Origin of the sequence: Ureibacillus xyleni (assembly GCF_900217795.1) — a bacterium.
Classification (GTDB): domain Bacteria; phylum Bacillota; class Bacilli; order Bacillales_A; family Planococcaceae; genus Ureibacillus; species Ureibacillus xyleni.
Genome location: NZ_OBMQ01000006.1, coordinates 97,381 through 118,196, shown reverse-complemented (window position 1 = coordinate 118,196; position 20,816 = coordinate 97,381). Strand labels below are relative to the sequence as shown.

Genomic DNA, 20,816 nt, shown 5'->3' with positions numbered 1-20,816 from the left:
TTGTCACCTCATTTCAAGTCAATTCTTTGATAAAACTATTAAACTCATAGCCTGTATGATCCCAATGTAACTTTTGCGAGAACTCATAGGCTTGCTGTCTTTTCATTTCATATTGCTGTTGATCTTGTATGACAGAAAGCATTACTTTTGCCAGTGCTTTTATATCCTTTTTCGGAACTAAATAACCCGCTTTACCATTATTAACGGCATCCTTCACTCCATAAGTGTCGTAAACAATACTTGGTGTCCCCACTACAGCAGCTTCTGAAATCGTTAACCCCCATCCCTCGCGCAAAGATGGAAACAATAACGCATGGGCACGGCTCATATACTTGAGTTTTTCCTCTTCACTGACAAACCCAAATAACGTAACATCATTATCTTCATTAGCACTACCAATTGTTAAGCTAGCTTGATTGGAAATTTTACTCAATACATCTTGTACATAATTGACATCTGGCTTCCCAATAATCCACAGTTTCGCATCCGGTAAATTTCTTTTGACTTCAATAAACGCTTTTAAAGCATCATCAATTCCTTTATAAGGAACCATTCTTCCAACATAAACGAAAGTTGGGGTATCTTCCTTTTCATAAAAGGCATCTGTTGGCCAAGGATTAAAATCAAGGCCTTCTGGTAAAACTTTTACTTTCTCTTTTGAAAAGCCAAGTTCAAGAAGGTTATCTTTTGTTGAGTTTGATACTGTTAAGGTTAAGTCTTTTTTGTTAAGTTTTAATAGCAAAGGTTCTAGTAAAAAGCCAATAATATTAACAGGAAACTTGAAATTATAGAACCAAATTTCCCTCGTTAATTGATGGATAAAAAAGATTCTTTTTTCTTTTGGTACCCAGAATTTTGTAAAGAATCGATGAGTATTACACTGATCAACAACATAATCAAAGGAGTTAGTTTTATAGTAATCTCTTGCATGATAAATTACCGATATCAGTGAACCTCTTCGCTTATACAGTACGCCATCAAGCTCTTCTTCTTCCTGTGCACCATCAAAAATTGGGGAAAAATGGACAATTTCGTGACCTGCTTGAGCAGCCCTCTTAAGCATCTCATGAGTAAATAACTCAGCCCCTCCCTTATTCGGGTGATGGATGTCACGCCACGATAAAAATAGAAAACGTTTTTTTACTGTCATTGTAGATTCCCCTCTTTTTCGCTTAAATTGAAAAAGTTATATAGTAATAGCATTGCCATTAATAAGTAAGTGAGTAATTGAACGACCATAACGTGTATTAGTTTGTCGTGAAAACATGATGTAAGTGTTAAATAAAAGACAGCCACAAAAGCAAAGACTTTTATATATCGTTTACTGTCATAAGCTATAAAAAAATGTGTAAGAATAATCGAGACTAATAAAAACGTATATATAAGACCTGAAAATCCTATGTATTTTTGAATCTCTATATAATCTGTTGGGAAGAAAAAGACAATCCATTTTGATACCCATATATGATATAAAATAGACAGCAGACAACCACCGAATAGAACTAATGTTAGGCATTTAATTACTGATTTTTTTAATTTTATTCGGTCACCTTTCTCACGTACCATTTTAGGAAACCATAAAAACAAGAGAGCCAATCCAAAAGTCAAGTATAACTGTCCTAATTTTATAGTAATTGCATAAATTCCGGCTTTTTCAGTCAAATAATGATTTACTATGACCATATCTATTGATGTGAAAAAGTAAAAGAAAAATTGTGCAGTAAAAATCGACCAGATTGAACGATATATAACAATAAATTTAGTTTGAAAAATTTTTTCTCTATTATAATGATGTCTATTTATAATTCTACAAAATATATAAGCTCCTAAATGCCCAAGTAATGTTGCTAATAATACTAATGGTATTGAAGTTGTAACTAATAATAATGGGACTATTACAATAGATTTTATACCAATATCAATACATAAACTGATAGATAAATGAATAAAACGCTCTTGGCCCTGAATTATTCCTCTTTCCATACATAAAAAAATAGATGTAGCAGTAATGAGTCCAATAATCCCGACTGATATCGGGGTGGCTTTTAAAAAATATGACAATATCGGTGTGACTAATAGAAAAGGGACTAGTAGGAGAAATACCAATTTTTTAGCCGACTCTAAAATATCTACAAAATTACTTTCATTAGTTTGTACAACCTTTGTAACATACATTTGAAAGGACAGCCCTAAAACATATGTTAGTGCTAGAAAAGACAAAAGAGCATTTAGTTTCCCAAACTCTCCTTGTGAGAACATCCAACTCATATAAAAAGACAATAAAAAAATAATCCCATTTAAAAAGATATCTATAATCATATAAATAGAATGTTGGTTTTTAAAGAAACTTAAATGCCCTTTTAACTCTTTCACTAGTTATTTCCTCACTTTATTTAGGAAGCTTTTATATAGAAGAACTCTTTCGCATTTTAATAAAGATCGTGAAATTGCCCTTTTCTTTACTATATTCCTGATTTCTCTTACGATTAAGATAATCGTCATAAAAAGGTGTCCTTCTAAAAGCCCACTTTGAAATGTAAAAATTCCATAGATATGCAATTTCCCACCATGCCCCTTTTACTTCAATACTTTCTACAACAAAACCAAACTGTTCAGCAAGGTTAGTTAAGGTTTGCTTTGAATAATGTCGATGTCCAATTAACCACCAAGCTGGGTCAAAAACTGTTGATGGCAAACTACGAAAAGGAGTTGATAAGTAAAATATACCATTATCCTTTAGTACTCGATTCACCTCCAAAAACATGTTTTTCTCAGTATTTTTAGGAATATGTTCGATAACCTCCCAAGAGACAACTGTGTCAAAGCTAACATTATCAAATGGTATTTCAATACCACTTCCTGTATGGAATTCAGCTCTTTTATCATGAATATACTTTCTAGCAGTGGAAAGGTCCTCATCTGTTATTTCAATTCCAATGATTTTATTTACTCCATTTTTTAGTGCATATAACTCAAACCAGCCATAACCACAGCCAATATCAAGAACATCTTTTCCCTTTATATTTTCATTATCAACATATTGAACTGTATAAAGTAGCCGTCCATGAAGTTCTAAATCTGGTCGCGTATCCGTTATGTTTTTCAAAATAGACCTTCTTTCCAAATTATAGTTATTAGCATTAATCCCTATTTAATAACACTCTTTGTTTTTTACGTTTTTTACGGGAAAATCTACTTTCTAAGAAGAGAATGAACAATAAAAATATGAACGCAAGCACTAAAAGAACAATCCCTATGAAGTATGGAATTCTTAAGATAGTTGATAATTGGATACTTCCTTTATATAGAGTACTCTGGTCCCCAATATAGAACCCATTATGAAAGAAATTTATAATAAATGGGCTTTCTACTTCGTTACCATATAATCTCCATACCCCCTGATAAGCTTCATTATGAATTAGATAGTCATAGCCACTCGATAATATATGACCGTTTTTTTCCTCAAGCTTACCGTCCGTAATGTCCTTCAAACTATTTTCAGGAAGCAAGTGAGAACTTTCTAATTTAATCAGATTATCTATTGGATACATTTTTGCATGTTTTAGCACGAATGTTCCTTCTTCTTTTTGTTTTCCTTTAAATAAAAAAGTAGGTTGTATATAACCATCTTTCTCTATTTTAATTACAGATTTCATATGTGTAGAAGAACCTTCTAAAACCGTAGATTTATATAGTTCCTTTGAATTGTTAAGCCACTGCAATTTACCATGTAACATAGAAATTCCAGAATGAGTAAGATCAAAATCGAAGAGGTAGCGTTCCCCTTCATTTACCCTTACTGGGTCTGTTGTATAAATAATCCACTGTTCACTTCTTGTAGGTCCGTTTTTCAATTTAATGCTATTGTTTTTTTGTATTTTCTCTATACTTATGTTCCCCTGCTCGTATCCAAAATTAGCGAAACGTATTGCTTGTTCATCTGAACCCTTCATTTCTTGAGGAACAATTATCTCTTTGTAGGTTAATAAATGTACATTATTTTTATCTAGTAAATTAGATATATTTGAATGGGCTATAATTTCAATTTTATACTTACCTTTTTTAAGTGAGACAGGTTTAAAATCATAACGTTCCATTCTCCATTTATTATCTTTTCTCAAACTTAAAGATAAAAAATACCGATTTGGGGTATTATTAATTTCTCCATCGTAGTTTTGAAAGTTGCGTTCTAATTTTTTCTTTGCAAAATTACTATCTTCATAAATTGTCTTCCCATCTTGTAAAATTTTATATTTCACAAAATGTCCATCTTTAATGTTACCTATTATTGAAGGAATAAATGTTTGATTAGAGATTACTTCAAGGTTTTTCGTCACTTTCCCATGTAAAACTGGAAATACATTATCCCCAATACTTGCTGGTGTAGAATAATAATCTTTGACACTCGACGTATCGATTTCATCTTGAACAACGTAATCCTGTCTAATTAAGGAAGTATCCATTTGAACTCCATTTAAATGATTTTCAGCAATTTCCCTAACTTGTTCAAATTCAGACGAGGGAATGGCAACAACTGCGTTGATTGCAGTTAATCCATCGCTAGGAATTATTTTTAACTTTCCATTTTCAATGGGCATTTCACCTAAATCTGTCCAAACAAACTTATTGTTCTCTTGTTTTGTATTTATTTCAGTAAAATTTGATCCAGATGAAAAAGTCGTTGTTCCTCCTACTTTTGAATGAAACATTCTAACAAGAACACGGTATGTATCCTCTTTATCTTTCCTTATTGGTAAAATAAACTCATTTTGAACCCCTATATTTGATAAGTTTGATATCTCGAAATCATGAATCCAAAGATATGTAGGGTTTGCTTCATATTGATTTGATAAAATGTCAATTCTAAAATACTTAGCTTCCATTGGTATAACAAAATCGTTAAAAAATTCCGACTGATTATACTCTGAAAGTACGTTACTTGAAGAAACAAATCCTACTTGTATTTCTTCCGATTTTTTATCAAAAAACCGTACTTTAAAATGAACCGAACCAGCATTTACCCCCGACATTTTTACTCGGACTCTAAGAAATTTAGATAATTCTTTTTGTTCTAAGTTTATAAGTTTGGATTTAGCAACATTCCATAGTTTACCGTTCACATCTTTTGTTTGTACAAAGCCCTCTAATACCGTGCTACTAGTATTATTTTGTAGAAATGGAGTAAGCCTAAAAACCTCTTCATTTTCTGGTTCAAAAAAACCATTCAGAACATCATCCATTGTAATAATTGCTTTCCCTTTATAAGATGATACTTTGTGTGGCTCGATATTTAACTTAAAAGGGGCATACGTATAAATAAGCCCTTTTCCGTAGTCGTAATCCCAATTATTATTCAGTTGATTCATCTTTAAAGCCCAGACCCAATCTGCTTCTTGTACACGCGTTTTCCCCCACCCTTTATAGGGATTTCCTGTGTTAATAAAATCGAAGGGATAATACGAATACTTTTCAGCTAAAAAAGGTATTAAAAAATCCAAATAAGAATCTCCTACCAGCAATGTATTTTGATTTAATGGTGGCTGCTGTTTTTGTAATTGTGCCCAAAACAAACCTGTGTCATTGCTTGATATATTCAAATCTCCTTTATAATCTAATAAGGATGAAACATTTGGTAATGGCTTAGTGGAATAGACAAATTTATTTACACCGTGTACATTGCTATCATTTGCCCCAGTTTTATATAAAGAAAAAACATCATTTTCGTAGTGTTTTTCTAAATCATGCTGTTCTTCAATCACTTTTTTATTGAAATCTTGTCTTTCTTTATGGCCGAAAACATCGCCATGATAACCTACTTCATTAAATCCCATCCAGGAAATGGTTTCACCTAAATGTTGGGCAGTTCCATTATCTAAAATATGTTGAATGTAGGAGGATACATATCTTACCATCCCATGATTATTTTCATTTTGAAATATTGTCGGTTTTTTACTTGAATACAGATGAAAATCACTACTAGCCTTTATTAGTTCATTATTATTTATATCATTCCATTCGAAACTAGATATTCCATTTGGTAACAACATATGTTCCATAGATGGAGTCCATAAGATTTTTCCCTCATCTAAATAATGCTTTTGCACTTCCTCATACTCATCAGGTACTCGCACTGTATCATAATAATGATTTATAAAAACTTCTGAGAAAGGTTTAAAATAAAAATATAGTGCTGTCAATAAAATAAAGATTGATATCATTTGTATAATCCTTGGAAATCCAAAAGTACGTAATGAAAAGAGAATTCGGTCTACTCCAAACCCAATTAGAATTGAATAGAATAAAGCCATTGGACCAATTAGTTTATTTGGATCCCTAAATATATGCCCAATGATTGGAACTTTCGTTACGACAAATACATTAAAGTCACTTATTATAGCAGTATTAACACCTAGAGAAAGTACAGTAATAAAAATGGTCAACCATGTAAAAAGCCTAATATAAAAGTGCCATCCATATCTAAAGGAAATAATATAAATAATAAGAGCCAAAAAAACTCCGCCGCCAACCCAAAATGACCAATTAAGGTACCTATTCACCTCAAACATCGGCCACCAATATGAAATCAGATATAAAACATTTGGAATTGAACTGAACCTAGAAAACATTTGTAGTGTATCTACAACATTTACATTTGAAGGTTCTACAGATGTTATAAACATAGAATTTATATAAGTTAAAATCCAATATGCATTAAATAGGGTAATGCATCCTATTAAAAGGAATACCTTCTTTATTGTAATTAACAGTAAATTTTTTATTGAAGGTCTAGACAACCTAATATTCTTTAATAAGATAAATATAAAAATAATACCAAGAGCTATTACATAATAGAAAAAATAATGGATTGCAGCAGATCCTAAGCAAACAAAAAAACTTATTTTAATAGATGCTGAATAATCATCCCATGTTAATCTTTTCGAACTCTCTTTAGAAACTACGTATATTGGAAACAACCGCAAAAAATATAAGATGATCCAAGGAAAGCATGCATAACCTACTAGCAAGAAAATATGTTGAATCCTAATAATCACCCATGGATTTAAAGTATAAAAAAGGGCGGGAATAATTATTCCAACGTAGTGAAGGCGAGAAGGGAAACTGTTAAAATGTCCCAAAAGCAAATACTCAATTAGCTTATAGGCACCTATACTGGAAAGTAGCAAAATAGTTCCTATAATAAGCTTTAAAATGAGTTGCGGAACAGAATCATCAAAGAAACTCGAAATCAAATGTAATGGGTATACAAATACTAGTCTGGATAAGTTAAAAAAGTTCATTGATGAAAAATTTTCATTAAATAGACCTAATATCCGTTCGATGTACAAAGAATCATAATAACCAAAATCTAAATCACTAAAAACAATATATTTTCTTGAAAAGATCATTTCCCTTGAAAGAAACAAAACGATTCCAATAAGGAAAGCAATACAAAGACTACGAGCCATCTTATCTGTCTTTACCAAGTTGCTGAAAATATAATAACACCTCTCTTTCTAATAGTGTTACTTATGTATTCTTAATAGCGGTTACCACAAATCCTGATGATAACGAGGGAATGTTAATCATTAATTTGTCCACCGAAGCAATTAAACCCGAAAAACCATGGAAAGCAAAACCTTGTTTTTTCTGAACGAAAAAGCCTTGTTCTTTGAGTAAAGATTCTAAAGCATCTAAATTCATTAACCGAATATGGCCTACAGGTATACTCTGCTGTTTGATATTTTTCAAAAATTTAAATCCATACTTTGCATTTTTGGTAGATGATTCATAAAAAATTGGGTATATTCCCATACAGAAAAATAACCTTGATATCCAACTACATAAGTTAGGAGTAGTTATAACTAAAACACCTCCCCTTTTTAATACTCTATATATTTCTTGTACAAAAAAATCTGGATCATAGAGATGTTCAATCACTTCTCCCGAGTATATTAAATCAAAGGAGTCGTTTTCGTATGGTATACCTTTACTGAAATCTGCTTGATTAAACGTCACATTGGGTACTCTTTTCCTTGCAAATTCTAGTTGGTGTTCTGAATAATCCAATCCATGAAGTCTCAACGAATTGTGGTTATATTGATTAGATAAATAAGATAAAACTAAACCTTCCCCACAACCTAAATCTAATATACTGAAATCAGATAAATTTTGAGGTATATACTTTTCTATCTCTTCCAAAGCAATATTCTCTCTTGGAAAAAAGCCTCTCTCTATTGCTTTATTATGCTTAGCATCATAAAAATCAACACTTTCCACATTACTCCCCCATTTTTGTTACTATTTAAAAAAATTTGTTAATGCATGTCCATCGTATTAGCATCACTCTTAAATATTTGACGGGAAGTGAACGATTTTTTAAGTAACACCTTTCTTCCCCTCAAGATATAAAAGAAAAACTCACCGAAACTTTTTATTAAAGAGGAGAAACGTATGGAACTTTTTTCAGAGAATTCCTCAATTCTTACGGAGCATTCTTCAATACTATAGCCAGCATTTAGGATTAAATCTGTAATATGCAGTTCGAATAAGAAGCCCTTCTCATTGAGATATTTGTAAAAGGTTCTTGCAATATTCCCTCTATATAATTTGCAACCCATTTGTGTGTCGGTAATGTTATGTTTTAAAAATAGTCTTCTTAAGAAAAACAACCAAAAAGATGCCTCCGCTCTTAATCTTCCACGTTTTGCTCCGTTTGTTTTATCACCTAAAGCTGTTACATATATAGCAGCTACACTTGGATCTTCTATTAACTTATTCATGATTGGAAAGTACTTTTCAATTTGAACAGGCATATCTGCATCCATAACTAAAACATAGTCCCCCTGGCTGCTTAATACTCCTCTTCGGACACTGTAGCCTTTTCCATGCTTTGCGTTGTTTTCTAACAATCGTACATTTTGATATTTCTTCTTTAACTGTTTAGCTACTTCAATTGTCATAGAGTCGCTCTGTTCGATGGTAAGGATTATTTCAAATGACGTATGATTGAAAAGTTGTTGAAAGCGTTCAACGGTTTTTTCAATTACCCATTCTTCGTTACAACATGGAATGACAACACTATAGTCCATATTAATTGCCTCCTTTACTTGAACTTTTACAAAAAAAACACGCTTCTCAATTCATGACAAGGTCAAAAATTAAAAAGCGTGGCCGGTTGCACTATTAGCTCCAATAAGTCTAAGTGCCCAATTACCGACTTATCTTCATAGCCTCCACGAAGATATTAATTTAAAGTTTTATAACACTATAAAAATAGTGTTTATATTAAAAAAATTGGATTATTTTGTAAACTAATTAATATTATTTTAGCAGATGTTACTGTAGATTACGATATATATATTTTAAATTTTTTGTAAACTTTTTATAAATTTTCCGTAAAATTTCACCTTTCTTCTCATCACTTCAGTTCTAAAACATTCTCTATTTTCTATGATTGTTAACAAAAAAAAGACCTCGGCATGTTGCCAAAGTCATCTTTTGTAGTAGTATTATTTTTCAGTTATTGTAGCGTGAATATTAGTATAATAAAGGCTTGTTATACCTTCAAAACCAGAATCTGTACCGATCACTAGCCAAAGCTCACCGTTTTCATCTGTTGTGACTTCAACTTTATGTTCAAAAGGTTTTATTTCATAAAGGTCACCTTCTGATGTTTTCGTAATATTGCCGATTACTTCAGCATCTGTGCCACCTTCTGATTGGTCGCCATGATCAATATTTGTTCGATAATAATTTTTTTCTAGTATTGGCTTTGGTTCCACTGCTGTAGCACCGGCTTTCACAAAAACACTTCCACCTGGGGATCCACCAGCACCAATATCTAAATCCGGCCCAATATTTGTTACTAAATCAAATGCTAAATTTACTTGATATGTTGTGTTCGGCTTTATCCCATCTTCAGTGCTTAACTTTTTCTTAATATACATAAAAACGTCATCACTGCGATTCGAACTACTCAAATATAAACCTTCTAAACTTTTACCTACTTCTGATGGTAAGAATTTATGTTCAAATGTCGCTTTAATGTCCATATCTTCTTCATAATCTGAGAAAGCCCCCTCCCATCCTTCTGCTCCTCCTATAAATTTATAAGAGAAAGTTATTTGTTTCGATGGATCCACAGGAACGACTTCCGGCTCTTTCATTGTAGAAAATGATACTTCTTTATCATTTTTCATTTTTACATTTTTTGTCGATGAGACTTCCTTCGAGATGAATATTGTATAGTTGTTGCTATATTTATAACTTGTTAGCGGAGTCACTTTTACCGTTTTTCCATCACTCAATAATGATAGCTTAGCTGGAAATTTACTTTTCTCTTTTCCGTTTGCTTTTTCATAAATGTAAATGTTCTCAGGAGTAACTGTATTCTCATTTATTTGCGTATTAAAACGTATCGTCCAATCTTTATGAATGTGTACAGATTCAAATATGTCCTGCTTATCTAAAAAGGCGGATTTGCCAGTGTCTACATCTATAACTTCAATGGACATATATTTGCTTGGTAACTCTAACTTTCCGACGATATATGGATATGTTATTGCATCACCAACAAATGTCCCTGAAGCCGGACTTGTCATTTTTACGAAGATTTGTTCCTTTTCAAAATTTGTTTTGCTTTCCACGAATTTTAAACTATAACCTGTTGTTGGCTTTTCACCAAGCGTAATCACATATAAATTTCCTTGACTATATAAGCCCGGCTTTCTTTTTTTGGCTTCTTCTACAAAACTTTTTTCTTCATCTGTTAACGATTTTAAATCAACTTCTGTAAAGTGTAAAAATGAGTTTTGTACACTAGTAACCCCTTCTACTGGACGAACTTCATTTGCATTTGCAGTGCCTATCGGTGTAATTACACTTACAGCAAATAAAGAAGCTAAGATAAATTTCGACTTTCCCATAACTCTTTCCCCTTTTTGATTTGTTAATTACTAAATATCACTATCTACTATAGTTTGCAATTTTTTACAGCAAACAATAAAAAACCGACTCCTGAGATTGGAATCGGTTAATAGATTTACCATTTACTTAGACGTATTACCTTGCCAAATGGTTACAAAATTTCTGCCTTTAGATTTCGATTCATACAAAGCTTTGTCAGCAAATAAAAACAAATCTTTCAAAGACTCGGTATGAGATGGAAATTCTGATATGCCGAGGGAAACAGTAATTGGTTTCCCCATAGGACTAATTTTATTCGCGATTGTAGTTCGAATAGTTTCCGCTATAAGATACGCTTCATTTGAATTTAAATGTGGAAGTACTAGAATAAATTCTTCTCCTCCATAGCGGAAAAAAACATCTTTTTGGCTAATAACTGATTGTACAGTTTCTGCCATGAATTTTAAAACTTCATCCCCAATTTGATGGCCATAAGTATCGTTAATTGATTTGAAATGATCAATATCTAATACAATTAAAGAGAATTGTTGTTTATCTTTTGAAAGCTTATTCACAACTTCCGTTAATTTTCTCCGATTAGGTAAATGTGTTAGTGAATCCGTCATCGCCTCTTCAACAAGTTTGTTTTTGTTTTTTTCTACCGCACTAATGGCGATAATAAGACTCTTCGTTAATAGGTCTGCTTCACGGTTCCAATGGGATTGAAATTTAGGTGGTTGAATTGGCTTATCCGAACCAAATTGATTAACAACATCAGCTAAATCAATAAAAGGTTTTGCAAGCTTTCGAGCAAAACTTATCGAAAGAAAAAGTAAAATTAGAAAAGGTAAAAATATGGTAGCAAGTAATTTTTGAATATGTTTTTTTAACAGTTCTTCAACATAGGAAACGGGTGTCTGTTGAACAACTCCCCAACCAATTTCAGGAATATAACTATATGCCGCTAACATTGGAACACCTTTTGTATTTACCACTCTTTCCATTCCACTTTGCCCCTGTATAAGTTTCGAAATGACCTGATTACCTTTTACACGGTCCCCAATACGGTTTAGATTAGGATGAAATAATAACTTTCCATCTGGTCCAACTACATAATAATAAGAACCATTTTGATCAACAATGTCGTTCCCTAAAATTTCATTTAAAACATTTTGTTCTTGTAAGAATATTGAGCCCCCGATAATTCCTCTATAATTTCCTTTAGCATCATAAAAAGGTTCACTCATTAAAACAATAATGCGTCCAGTTAGCCCAGAAAATGGCGGTGTTAACATTGGCTTTTTTGAATCGACAGCCTCTTTAATAACCCCAGTTACGTAATCTCCTTGTATCCCCACATTAACAGGAGCAATATTGCGAACTAATCCTGTTTCATCAATCCAAGTTAGAGAATTAAAATATCTATTATTATTCTTCAAAAGTTCTAAATGTTCTTGAATTTCTCGACTAGTCATTTCAGGATTTTCAGAGAGAAATTTCGTTATTTCTTGCAGACTAGACCTCATTGATTTTGATAACGAGTTAACAGATTGACTAATTTTTTCGGACTTTGAATAATTAAGTGTCAGATAGGTTTCAGTTAAGGATTTCTTCTCAAATTGATACGAAGCGAACAGTAAAAATACCGTAATTAACAATACAGAAGTTAAAATAAGCCCTGTCAACAAGGTAGTAAGTTTATATTTTCGATTTCTCATAAAAAATACCAATCTTATATTTTTTTGAACTACATTCTATTTAATATAACATCAAACAAGCAATCTTGGCACTTCACTTAAAGAGATATAATTAAAGGCATTCAGATTCTAGTTCTGAATGCCCCATTTATTTTTAGACTTGTAAAATTTAGCAAGCCGCTTTGCCGTATTTATTATAGAAAGTTTTAAACCACCACTCCTCAAAGTGGGTGTTCGCAAAAGATTTCCTGTATATCGTCATTCACCAAATTGTGTGACGCTCGCCATTCCACCTTCAATCTAAAACTCCCTTTTACAGCTTAAAGGTTAAAACTTAATATGTTACGTACAACGCAGCTTTAATATTATATTACTACTTATTAATATAAAAATCAAGTCTATATTTTAACTTGTGCTATTCGCTATACCTTATGCAACATTTCATTAATTGCGGGGTCTGTTGAATTCGCCTCTACCGGTGTTTCATCTCCATTATCGGTACAAGCAGTCATTACCAAAAGAAGGCTCAATAATCCAAATACTACTGATATACATCTTTTCATTTATACACACTCGTTTCAAAAAGTTTTACCTTATCTTTAGCTGGTTGGGTAAAAATTATAAGTGTGTATTGTGGATTTCATTTTTTGAGAGCCTTACTTTAGCTTAATAGGGATTTCAACTCTTGCGATCACCTTCTGATCGTTAGTTGAAACAAGGGAAATGATGCCTTTATATTTATTAACAATTTCTTTAACGATAAATAATCCTTGCCCTCTTACTTTACTGTCGTTACTATTTTTCGTTGTATAACCTTGCTTAAAAATAAGGTCAGTTTCAACTTTTTTTGAGCTTGGATTGGTAACTTGAAAAATGTATTTTGTATCCGTTGCAATACAGTTGACTTCTATTTTCCGATTACTTTCAGGAAGCTCCATCGTTGCATCAATTGCGTTATCAATAAGGTTAGATAAAATTTTAATCAAATCAATGGACTTTATATAGCTATAAGTATTTTGAGTTATATCCAAATCCATGATGATTTGATAATTTTCAGCCGCCAATTTTTTAGTTTGCAACAAAATAGCTAATCCAGGATGTTCAATAGTTAACTTCAGTTTATTAATCATTTGTACTTCTTTATTAAGGGATGTGACATATTCTAACGCTTTTTCTTGCGCACCAATTTGAAGTAACCCTTGAATAACTTGGATATGATTTATATAGTCATGCCGGAATGAAGATACGGATGCAATAAGGGTTCTTAACTCGGATTGATATGTATTTTCAGCGTGTCCAACTTCTTTTGCTACTTCTTTTTGATACCATCTTTGTAAAAGTAAAAACGACACTATAATCATTATGATAAACAGCCCAATGAATATAAAGATGACTACATTATCTTTAATTACCGATTCCTCTATATCGTGAATTGCCGAAGAACTAATATCCATTCCCAAATAACCAATTACATTTCCAGACTTCTCTTTAATCGGAACCCCTACTGACATATATGTACCATATTTAGGATCTTGGATTTCTTCCGTCACATACGGTTCATTATAAAAAAAGGCTCTTTCAACATACTTTTTTGGTACGGTACATTGTTCACCTATTTTAAAATTATCATAACTTCTAGGCATACCAACAATTAGGGATTTCGAAACTTCAGGATTATCTATGTCCAATGTATATACATATAATGCCCCTAACTGTTCCCTAAACTCATTTAACTGTTCTCGAATTTTCCAGTATTGTTCGTTTTGCTCTCTACTAATTAAAAACTTTTTATACGTTTCAATGTCTAAATCGTTTACAAGTCCCTTAGCCACTTCTAAATTATGATTGACAATTGATTCTTCTACTGTCATTTTCAGCCTTAAGTTAATTGCAATAAAACTAAGACTTGTAAATACAAGTAATAGAACAGTAGATAATATTAAAATAACTTTGCTTTTGCTATATTTCATGAACCCACAATTTCCCTTACGTTATTTAATACACCGTAGTAAAATCATTATTAAGCATACATTTATTATTGTCTAGTGGTTTGGACACATTCACGAGTTTTCATAATTAAAGAAGATGAGTTAAAGGAGTTGTTGAAGGTACTTCTAATTTTAGGAATTGTTGATATATTGTCAATAGGTTGTGGACTATCCCTATCTTCCTGAATTTTAGGAAGTTCTTAAAATAAGCTTTTATATAGCTCTAAATAAAAAATTTGAAGACCCAACTTCTTCATTTTACTTTCAAATAATTATTTTGAAGTATTTTCCAATATTCATACACATAGATTGGTTGAATTTGAGCTTATTCCTTGTACAGTTTATATTTGTTTATTGTGGATTTACACGACGCTACCGTACTTTAGGGTTTTTATCCTTTTTATGAATACCATTTTGAACCGAACTCACATTAAATTTTTGTCTTCATCCGCTTTATGAATACCATTTCAAACCCAACTAACTTGGTTTTTGTCTCCAAATGTGCTTTATAAATGCCACAATAAAAAAGACTAAAGAGTTTCCTCTTTAGCCCTCAGATCAATGTTTTGTATAGCTACCAAACAGTTTAGTTCCATGCAGTTCGTTCACTTACAGGTCTTTCCTGTTCGAACGAATCTCGATCGATAGCTGCTTGATGCCGCCGATTGTTTTCTGTATGGAATTCAGAAGCAAACTCCTCATTGTTGTTTTTGGCTTGCTGATTCTTATTTAATTGAATCTTATTTGCACCACAAACATTTCCATTTGCTTTGGAATTACAATTATTGTTCGCTTCAATATTTGACATAGCTATCCTCCTCATTGATTTGAAATGAAAATACAGAAACAGTATCTGCTTTTCGTAAAATAGTTTGTCCCAAAAAGGTGATTTTATTTACCCAAACTTCAAATTACTTAAGGTGACTTGTTTTATTATGTAAAATATTCCAATATACTCTAGTAATAGGAGGTTAATAATTATGAATAAAAAAAGAGATTTTGTCATTCCTGCAAGTGGGATTGATTCAGTTGAGAAGGTAAGGTTAGGTGGCGTTGATCAAGCAATTTTAATACAAGGTTATGATACATCGAAACCTATCTTATTATTTATTCATGGCGGTCCATGTATGGCTATCCCAGGAGTAGTGTCACGGGGGCAAGATTATAATATAGCTACAACTACAAAGGAATTGGTAAAGCAGTATGTTGTTGTCTTTTGGGATCAACGTGGTGCAGGGAAATCTTATCACCGCTCCATTTTGCAAAATACAATACGTGTAGAACAATATATTAGTGATTGCAATGAATTAGTAGATTTATTAAGGCAACGTTTTTCTCAAGATAAGATATACCTCGCTGGACATTCTTGGGGTTCTTTTATTGGTTTATTATTTTCTTCAAGATATTCGGAAAAACTTCATGCGTATATAGGGATATCTCAACTACTCAACTGGGTAGAAAACGACCAACTTTGCTATCAATGGCTAAAAACAAAGGCCGAACAAGCTAAGGATAAGAAAACACTTAAAAAGCTTGAAGAACTAGGTTTACCACCTTATACAAAAAGTGTAAAACAGTGGATCTCATTTCGAAGTCCCCTTACTAAATACAAATCTATGGTTTATGAAAGTGATACTGTAAAACACTCCGGTATGGTTGGCGGTTTGAAACTATTTTTCACTTCCTCTGAATATAGTATCTTAGATATTTTTCATACATTCTATAGTGCCTACAAGCTTACTTATACACAAGAACTAATTGAGGACTTTGCAAAAATTGATTTGCACCAAATTTCCGATATAGAAATCCCTGTCTATTTTTTACATGGTAGCCACGACGCCCATGTTGATGGATCTCAGGTTGTCCGATTCTATAATAACTTAAAAGCACCTTCTGGAAAGAAATTAATATGGTTTGAGAATTCATCCCATATGTTTCACCTAGAAGATGCTCGGAAAATAGAACAATTTTTAATCGACCTTGTTTCTTAGGTTGTAAAAGTAGCCCAAATTGAACCTTTATCATTATTCTCGAAAAGCATTCCCTTTTTTCAAACGATTGTGAGAAACTTCTATGATATGGGCTACAAATTTTTCTTTCTTCTTCCACCTCATTACCTTTTTTGCCGGGTCCATGCCATATTCTGCTACTATGTCTTTTAGTTGGTCAATATCCAGCTTATTAAGAGAATGTAACAATGCTTCTTCTCCTTTTTCATCCAATATTATTATAGGATGAAAAAGAGCTGGTTTCCTCTTATTTTTGTGTACTTGCACCGGTTTTGATTCAGTAAAAACACAGGATATTTTTTCCGCGAAATCATTATTATTTTTTGTTTCATCGATTATAACTTGAAATAAATTTTTTATTTTCCCTTCGATATTCACTTTCTTTCATACCTTTCAACAATTTGTTTCGCTAAATCATAAAAGGCTTGAGATTGGCTATCATAACCCCACTTTTGTTTAAAGGTACTATAGAGATTGGTGAAGTCCGCTGCATTTGCCATTTGATTATTCTCTTTAAAGATTGATTTAAATAATGGTGCATCGGTTCCTTTTTTTAATGTCTCTAATGTATTTTTATGAATTTTTGAATTTTCCTTATATTTTGTTACTACAATTCCTAATGTTTCTACTTTTATATCCATGTTTTTTGCAAATTCTTTTACTCGGTTAACAATTTGAGGGATGCCGTATGTAGAGAGGATATCAGGTACGGTTGGGATGATATATCCATTTGCGATTCTTAAGCCGTTTAGAGTAATGATTCCAAGGTTTGGGGGACAATCAATTAAAATATAATCGTAATGATACTTTATTGGACGGATGGCCTTTTTTAGGATATCAATTGGATTGGTTACATGGAATGGCCCTGTCGACATTTTTGCAAGCCGATCCTGGACATCCATTAAGTCTAAACTTGATGGTAATAAATCTAAGTTTTTAACTGCGGAAATGTTTGAGACATTTTTTTGGATTGTTTTTTCTAAAATAAATTTTATTTCATCGGGATCTAATGCTTCTTCAAAAAGTGTTGCAATCGTATATCCATCATCATTTAAATCTTTCCATCTGTATTCACCAATCAGCATTAATGTAGCATTAGTTTGTGGATCTAGGTCAATTACTAATACTTTTTTCTTGAATTCTGATGTTAACATTTCTGCAAGGCCTACAGTTGTTGTTGTTTTTGCCACACCGCCCTTTAAGTTAATCGTAGAAATAACAATAGCCAATAGTTCGCTCGCCCCTTTCTCGATAACCAGTTTATTTACAATTTATGATAGATTTACCACTTTCATTAACAAAACCAATAAACGCATTAATAGACATTTCTCGGGAAATAAAATGATTATTTGTCGATAATCCCAATGATTATTAATAATTTGTCAAAAATATAAGAGACAACACTTTACATAGCATTGTCTCTTCATTCATTTTACTCTACAAGCATTAGTTGCAGAGATGCCATTGTATAGCTAAATCCTTCAGGCATTTCAGCAATTAGTTTTACAATATCTCCCTCTAGTAGTGAAACCAATTGGGAAGACACAAGATTCTGATTTGTAGAAGTTTCGGTAATTGATGAAGGAAGTTGAATGGCATCATTTATCCGAATATAAAACCGAGCAGGACTTGTTAAATTTGTAGCTGACGATTTTATATTTGCTGAATAATTAATCTGATATACTCCGCCTTTAGCAACCGTTATTCCTTCATCATTTAGTTCTAATTCATCTTGTATTGGACTTGCAATACTAAATTTTACTGCCCCATTTTCACTACTCTCTGAAGTTGTATATGCAAATGCATAATGAGGAACATGTGCTGGTGGGGTTGGGTTTGGGTATTCATCACACGGCATTTCCCACGGATTATCTTTTAACCAACAATCGCAATATTTTCCCTCACAATAACACCCTTTACTACCCGACTTAATTTTTCCCTTTAACATGTCAATTTTTTTAGTGAAATGATCAACTAATCCATCAGAAATTTTAGAAGATAACGGTTTTAGCAAATCAATTATAGTCTCGAGATTTTTAATTTCCTTTTTAGTTTCGGACGTTGAGTGGAACATTTAAAAGGACACCTCCTGAACTAGATTGGATTGAGATAGCTCTTGTTGCATCAGGTGCTACTGGGGATGGTTCAACTCTATATTCCCAACTACCTAGTGCATCTACTTCAACTTGAGCAAGAATAGGTCCATTCACTGTATTACCTACATGGATTGTTATCGTTACACCAGGGCCTGATATACTAGTTGTTCCTACAATACGCCATTCAGAGTCACCTGTTCTATATTCAGCGCGAGTGACAGTTAAACGGTCAGGAATTGTAGAAATGCTTACTGTATCTGTTGCTGTTCCACCTGGGCCGGTAGCTGTTAATTCGAATGATAACGTTGTAAATTGCCTTGGGAAAGTAAAAGTGGCTATAGGGGAATTCGCATTGTTAATGACAACTGATGGGCCTGATATTTGTGTCCATTGGAATGTCGTCACATTTCCAGTTGCACTTCCTGATAATGTTACTAAAGATCCTTGCTCAACAACTTGGTTTATTCCTGCATCAGCAACTGGGAGCTCAGCAGATTCTAATATATTAATAATTACTGTATCTGAACTAGGACCTCCTTCTCCTTGCACGGTTAGTTGGAACGTTAGCTGGGCAGCTTCACTCGGTGCAATAAATGTGGCGACTGCACTATTGGCATTTTGTAGAGCAATAGGTGGACCCTCAATTTGCGTCCATTGAAAAGCAGTAATTGGCCCCGATGAACCACTTCCATCTAGTGTTACTTGAGAATTAATAAGAACTGATTGATCTGTTCCTGCATTCGATAACACACCTACTGGATTATTTCCAGAGCCTGTTACGACTACCGGAAATGTTTGTATACCTCCCGCTGAAGATTGAATTGTCACATCTGCTGGCACTACTAGTGTATTTACAGTTACCCCCTCTGCCGGTATAAGTAGCTCACCAATACCAAAATCTCGAACTGTTAATGTTACAGTGTTAACCTGGTCACTAGAGGATGCATTGATTGATAAGACTTTTGCGTCGTTGCCATATGTTACTGTAGCTGTAATAAAATCTACAGGAATAGCTTCTTTTACACTTGGAGGATTGTCGCTTACATTTGCAACTGTAATGCTACTTGGTGGAGTTGCCCCTAAATACTCTACACGTGCAAAATAAACCCCATTCTCCCCTTGTAAGAGCGTTGGATTTAATCCTGTTCCGGAAACTTGAATTGTTTCTAAACCGATATCTGTCGTTGCAAATACATCAATTGCCCCACTAGTAGCAATACTTTGGGAATATGTTGTTCGAGGTACATCTACACCAGATACCGTAGAGATTTTTCCTGCAATGCTGAATTCCCTTGTTTCAATACAGTTATCTGGGTCTAGGCCGGGTGTTGTTGCAGCATCGGGCGAACCAATACCTATTCCGAGTCCTTCAATTCTAAAAATATTTTGAGGCTCTCCAAAATCATCTGTAAACAGACTTCCAATTACCCGATGTGGAACGTTTGGATCTCCAATATACCCTTCAGGCGCTTGTGGACCTACATTTGGATCCCATTGCAAAAACGGGAAAACACGTGAGTTTAGCGCAAGTTCAAAATTTCCCCCATTCATTCCTCCAATATCTTCTGTAAAATTAATCTCCCCGAATCCATCATCATCTGGTTCAGCGATAAACGTATCTACCCCATATGGATGGGTTACTTTATACTCTACATTTGGTTGTAAACCGGCAACACGTATACGTACACGGCCAAATACGATTTGGTCGCCTTCTGCTGGAACTTCATTGACAAACGCAGCTTCTAAAGCTAATACTAAACGTGCTCTTTCACCTGTTCCGGTAGTCATTTCTGCTTCCGCAATAAAATAGAAAGCTTCACTTGGAAAGTTATCTGGAAATGACACAGGTTGCCCGGGATTCGGTAGAGGATCTATAATTGCATAAGGGTCATCCGGATTCGTATTTAACATTAGCCGTAAACCGTTTTCATCTTTGTACCAAATCGGATAACCGTTGAGTGCATTAATTGGTCCGACTGTCATATAGTTCTCCTTTCGATAATAGATTGTACTGTCTTAAAAAGTAGATTTTTACAGTTTCTAAGTTAGTTTATGATTGAACGATATTTACCACTATGCAATTGTCTTACATAGTAAATATTTCATTTTACTTTCCTCGAT

Annotated in this window: 16 protein-coding genes, 1 other RNA gene and 1 riboswitch; of the genes, 1 reads left to right on the top strand and 16 read right to left on the bottom strand. The window is 33.2% G+C overall.

The window, feature by feature from the left end; genetic code table 11:
- Positions 1-13: 13 nt before the first annotated feature.
- From CRO00_RS10500 to CRO00_RS10450, 12 genes are all read right to left on the bottom strand, one after another.
- A complete protein-coding gene (locus tag CRO00_RS10500) occupies positions 14-1,150 on the bottom strand; it encodes a glycosyltransferase family 4 protein (RefSeq protein ID WP_097073625.1) in 1,137 nt (378 codons plus the stop codon).
- On the bottom strand, positions 1,147-2,373 hold the full coding sequence (locus CRO00_RS10495) for an MATE family efflux transporter (RefSeq protein ID WP_097073624.1): 1,227 nt from the start codon (positions 2,371-2,373) through the stop codon (positions 1,147-1,149). Before CRO00_RS10495 ends, CRO00_RS10500 begins: the two co-directional genes overlap by 4 nt.
- 31 nt (positions 2,374-2,404) lie before the next feature.
- Positions 2,405-3,106, bottom strand: a complete 702-nt coding sequence (locus CRO00_RS10490) for a class I SAM-dependent methyltransferase (RefSeq protein ID WP_161946660.1) — start codon at positions 3,104-3,106, stop codon at positions 2,405-2,407.
- A 34-nt stretch (positions 3,107-3,140) separates the two neighbouring features.
- Positions 3,141-6,557, bottom strand: a complete 3,417-nt coding sequence (locus tag CRO00_RS10485) for a polysaccharide biosynthesis protein (protein WP_141396958.1) — start codon at positions 6,555-6,557, stop codon at positions 3,141-3,143.
- Positions 6,558-7,527: 970 nt separating this feature from the next.
- The gene (locus tag CRO00_RS10480) at positions 7,528-8,277 is read right to left on the bottom strand and encodes a class I SAM-dependent methyltransferase (protein WP_097073621.1); all 750 of its coding nucleotides are present in this window, start codon (positions 8,275-8,277) and stop codon (positions 7,528-7,530) included.
- A 38-nt stretch (positions 8,278-8,315) separates the two neighbouring features.
- Positions 8,316-9,089, bottom strand: a complete 774-nt coding sequence (locus CRO00_RS10475; RefSeq protein ID WP_097073620.1) for a glycosyltransferase — start codon at positions 9,087-9,089, stop codon at positions 8,316-8,318.
- A 71-nt stretch (positions 9,090-9,160) separates the two neighbouring features.
- Positions 9,161-9,244, bottom strand: a riboswitch (cyclic di-GMP riboswitch).
- A 265-nt stretch (positions 9,245-9,509) separates the two neighbouring features.
- Complete coding sequence (locus CRO00_RS10470; RefSeq protein WP_097073619.1) at positions 9,510-10,925, bottom strand: protease complex subunit PrcB family protein; 1,416 nt, start codon at positions 10,923-10,925, stop codon at positions 9,510-9,512.
- 123 nt (positions 10,926-11,048) lie between these two features.
- Positions 11,049-12,623, bottom strand: a complete 1,575-nt coding sequence (locus tag CRO00_RS10465) for a sensor domain-containing diguanylate cyclase (protein WP_097073618.1) — start codon at positions 12,621-12,623, stop codon at positions 11,049-11,051.
- Positions 12,624-12,772: 149 nt separating this feature from the next.
- Positions 12,773-12,965, bottom strand: a non-coding RNA gene (gene ssrS / locus CRO00_RS10460) — 6S RNA.
- A gap of 59 nt (positions 12,966-13,024) precedes the next feature.
- Positions 13,025-13,165 (bottom strand): hypothetical protein, encoded by a 141-nt coding sequence (locus CRO00_RS20135; RefSeq protein WP_161946659.1) that lies wholly within the window; start codon positions 13,163-13,165, stop codon positions 13,025-13,027.
- Positions 13,166-13,258: 93 nt separating this feature from the next.
- Positions 13,259-14,572: a GHKL domain-containing protein gene (locus CRO00_RS10455; protein ID WP_097073617.1), complete on the bottom strand. Its 1,314-nt coding sequence runs from the start codon at positions 14,570-14,572 to the stop codon at positions 13,259-13,261.
- A gap of 604 nt (positions 14,573-15,176) precedes the next feature.
- Positions 15,177-15,398 carry a hypothetical protein gene (locus tag CRO00_RS10450; protein WP_097073616.1) on the bottom strand — a complete coding sequence of 74 codons (222 nt, stop codon included), beginning with the start codon at positions 15,396-15,398 and terminating at the stop codon, positions 15,177-15,179.
- A gap of 172 nt (positions 15,399-15,570) precedes the next feature.
- On the opposite strand from CRO00_RS10450, the gene CRO00_RS10445 reads away from it, so the two are divergent.
- Positions 15,571-16,581, top strand: a complete 1,011-nt coding sequence (locus CRO00_RS10445) for an alpha/beta fold hydrolase (protein WP_097073615.1) — start codon at positions 15,571-15,573, stop codon at positions 16,579-16,581.
- Positions 16,582-16,614: 33 nt separating this feature from the next.
- Here the strand turns inward: CRO00_RS10445 and CRO00_RS10440 are convergent, their stop codons facing one another.
- The 4 genes from CRO00_RS10440 to CRO00_RS10425 all read right to left on the bottom strand — a co-directional run bounded on the left by CRO00_RS10440 (position 16,615) and on the right by CRO00_RS10425 (position 20,678).
- Positions 16,615-16,977 (bottom strand): hypothetical protein, encoded by a 363-nt coding sequence (locus CRO00_RS10440; protein WP_097073614.1) that lies wholly within the window; start codon positions 16,975-16,977, stop codon positions 16,615-16,617.
- Positions 16,974-17,828 (bottom strand): ParA family protein, encoded by an 855-nt coding sequence (locus CRO00_RS10435; protein WP_202615654.1) that lies wholly within the window; start codon positions 17,826-17,828, stop codon positions 16,974-16,976. Before CRO00_RS10435 ends, CRO00_RS10440 begins: the two co-directional genes overlap by 4 nt.
- A gap of 203 nt (positions 17,829-18,031) precedes the next feature.
- Positions 18,032-18,673 (bottom strand): hypothetical protein, encoded by a 642-nt coding sequence (locus CRO00_RS10430; protein ID WP_097073612.1) that lies wholly within the window; start codon positions 18,671-18,673, stop codon positions 18,032-18,034.
- Entirely contained in the window at positions 18,648-20,678 is a 2,031-nt protein-coding gene (locus CRO00_RS10425; protein WP_097073611.1) for a PKD domain-containing protein, read from the bottom strand. The genes CRO00_RS10430 and CRO00_RS10425 overlap by 26 nt, the downstream gene beginning before the upstream one ends.
- Positions 20,679-20,816 lie beyond the last annotated feature (138 nt).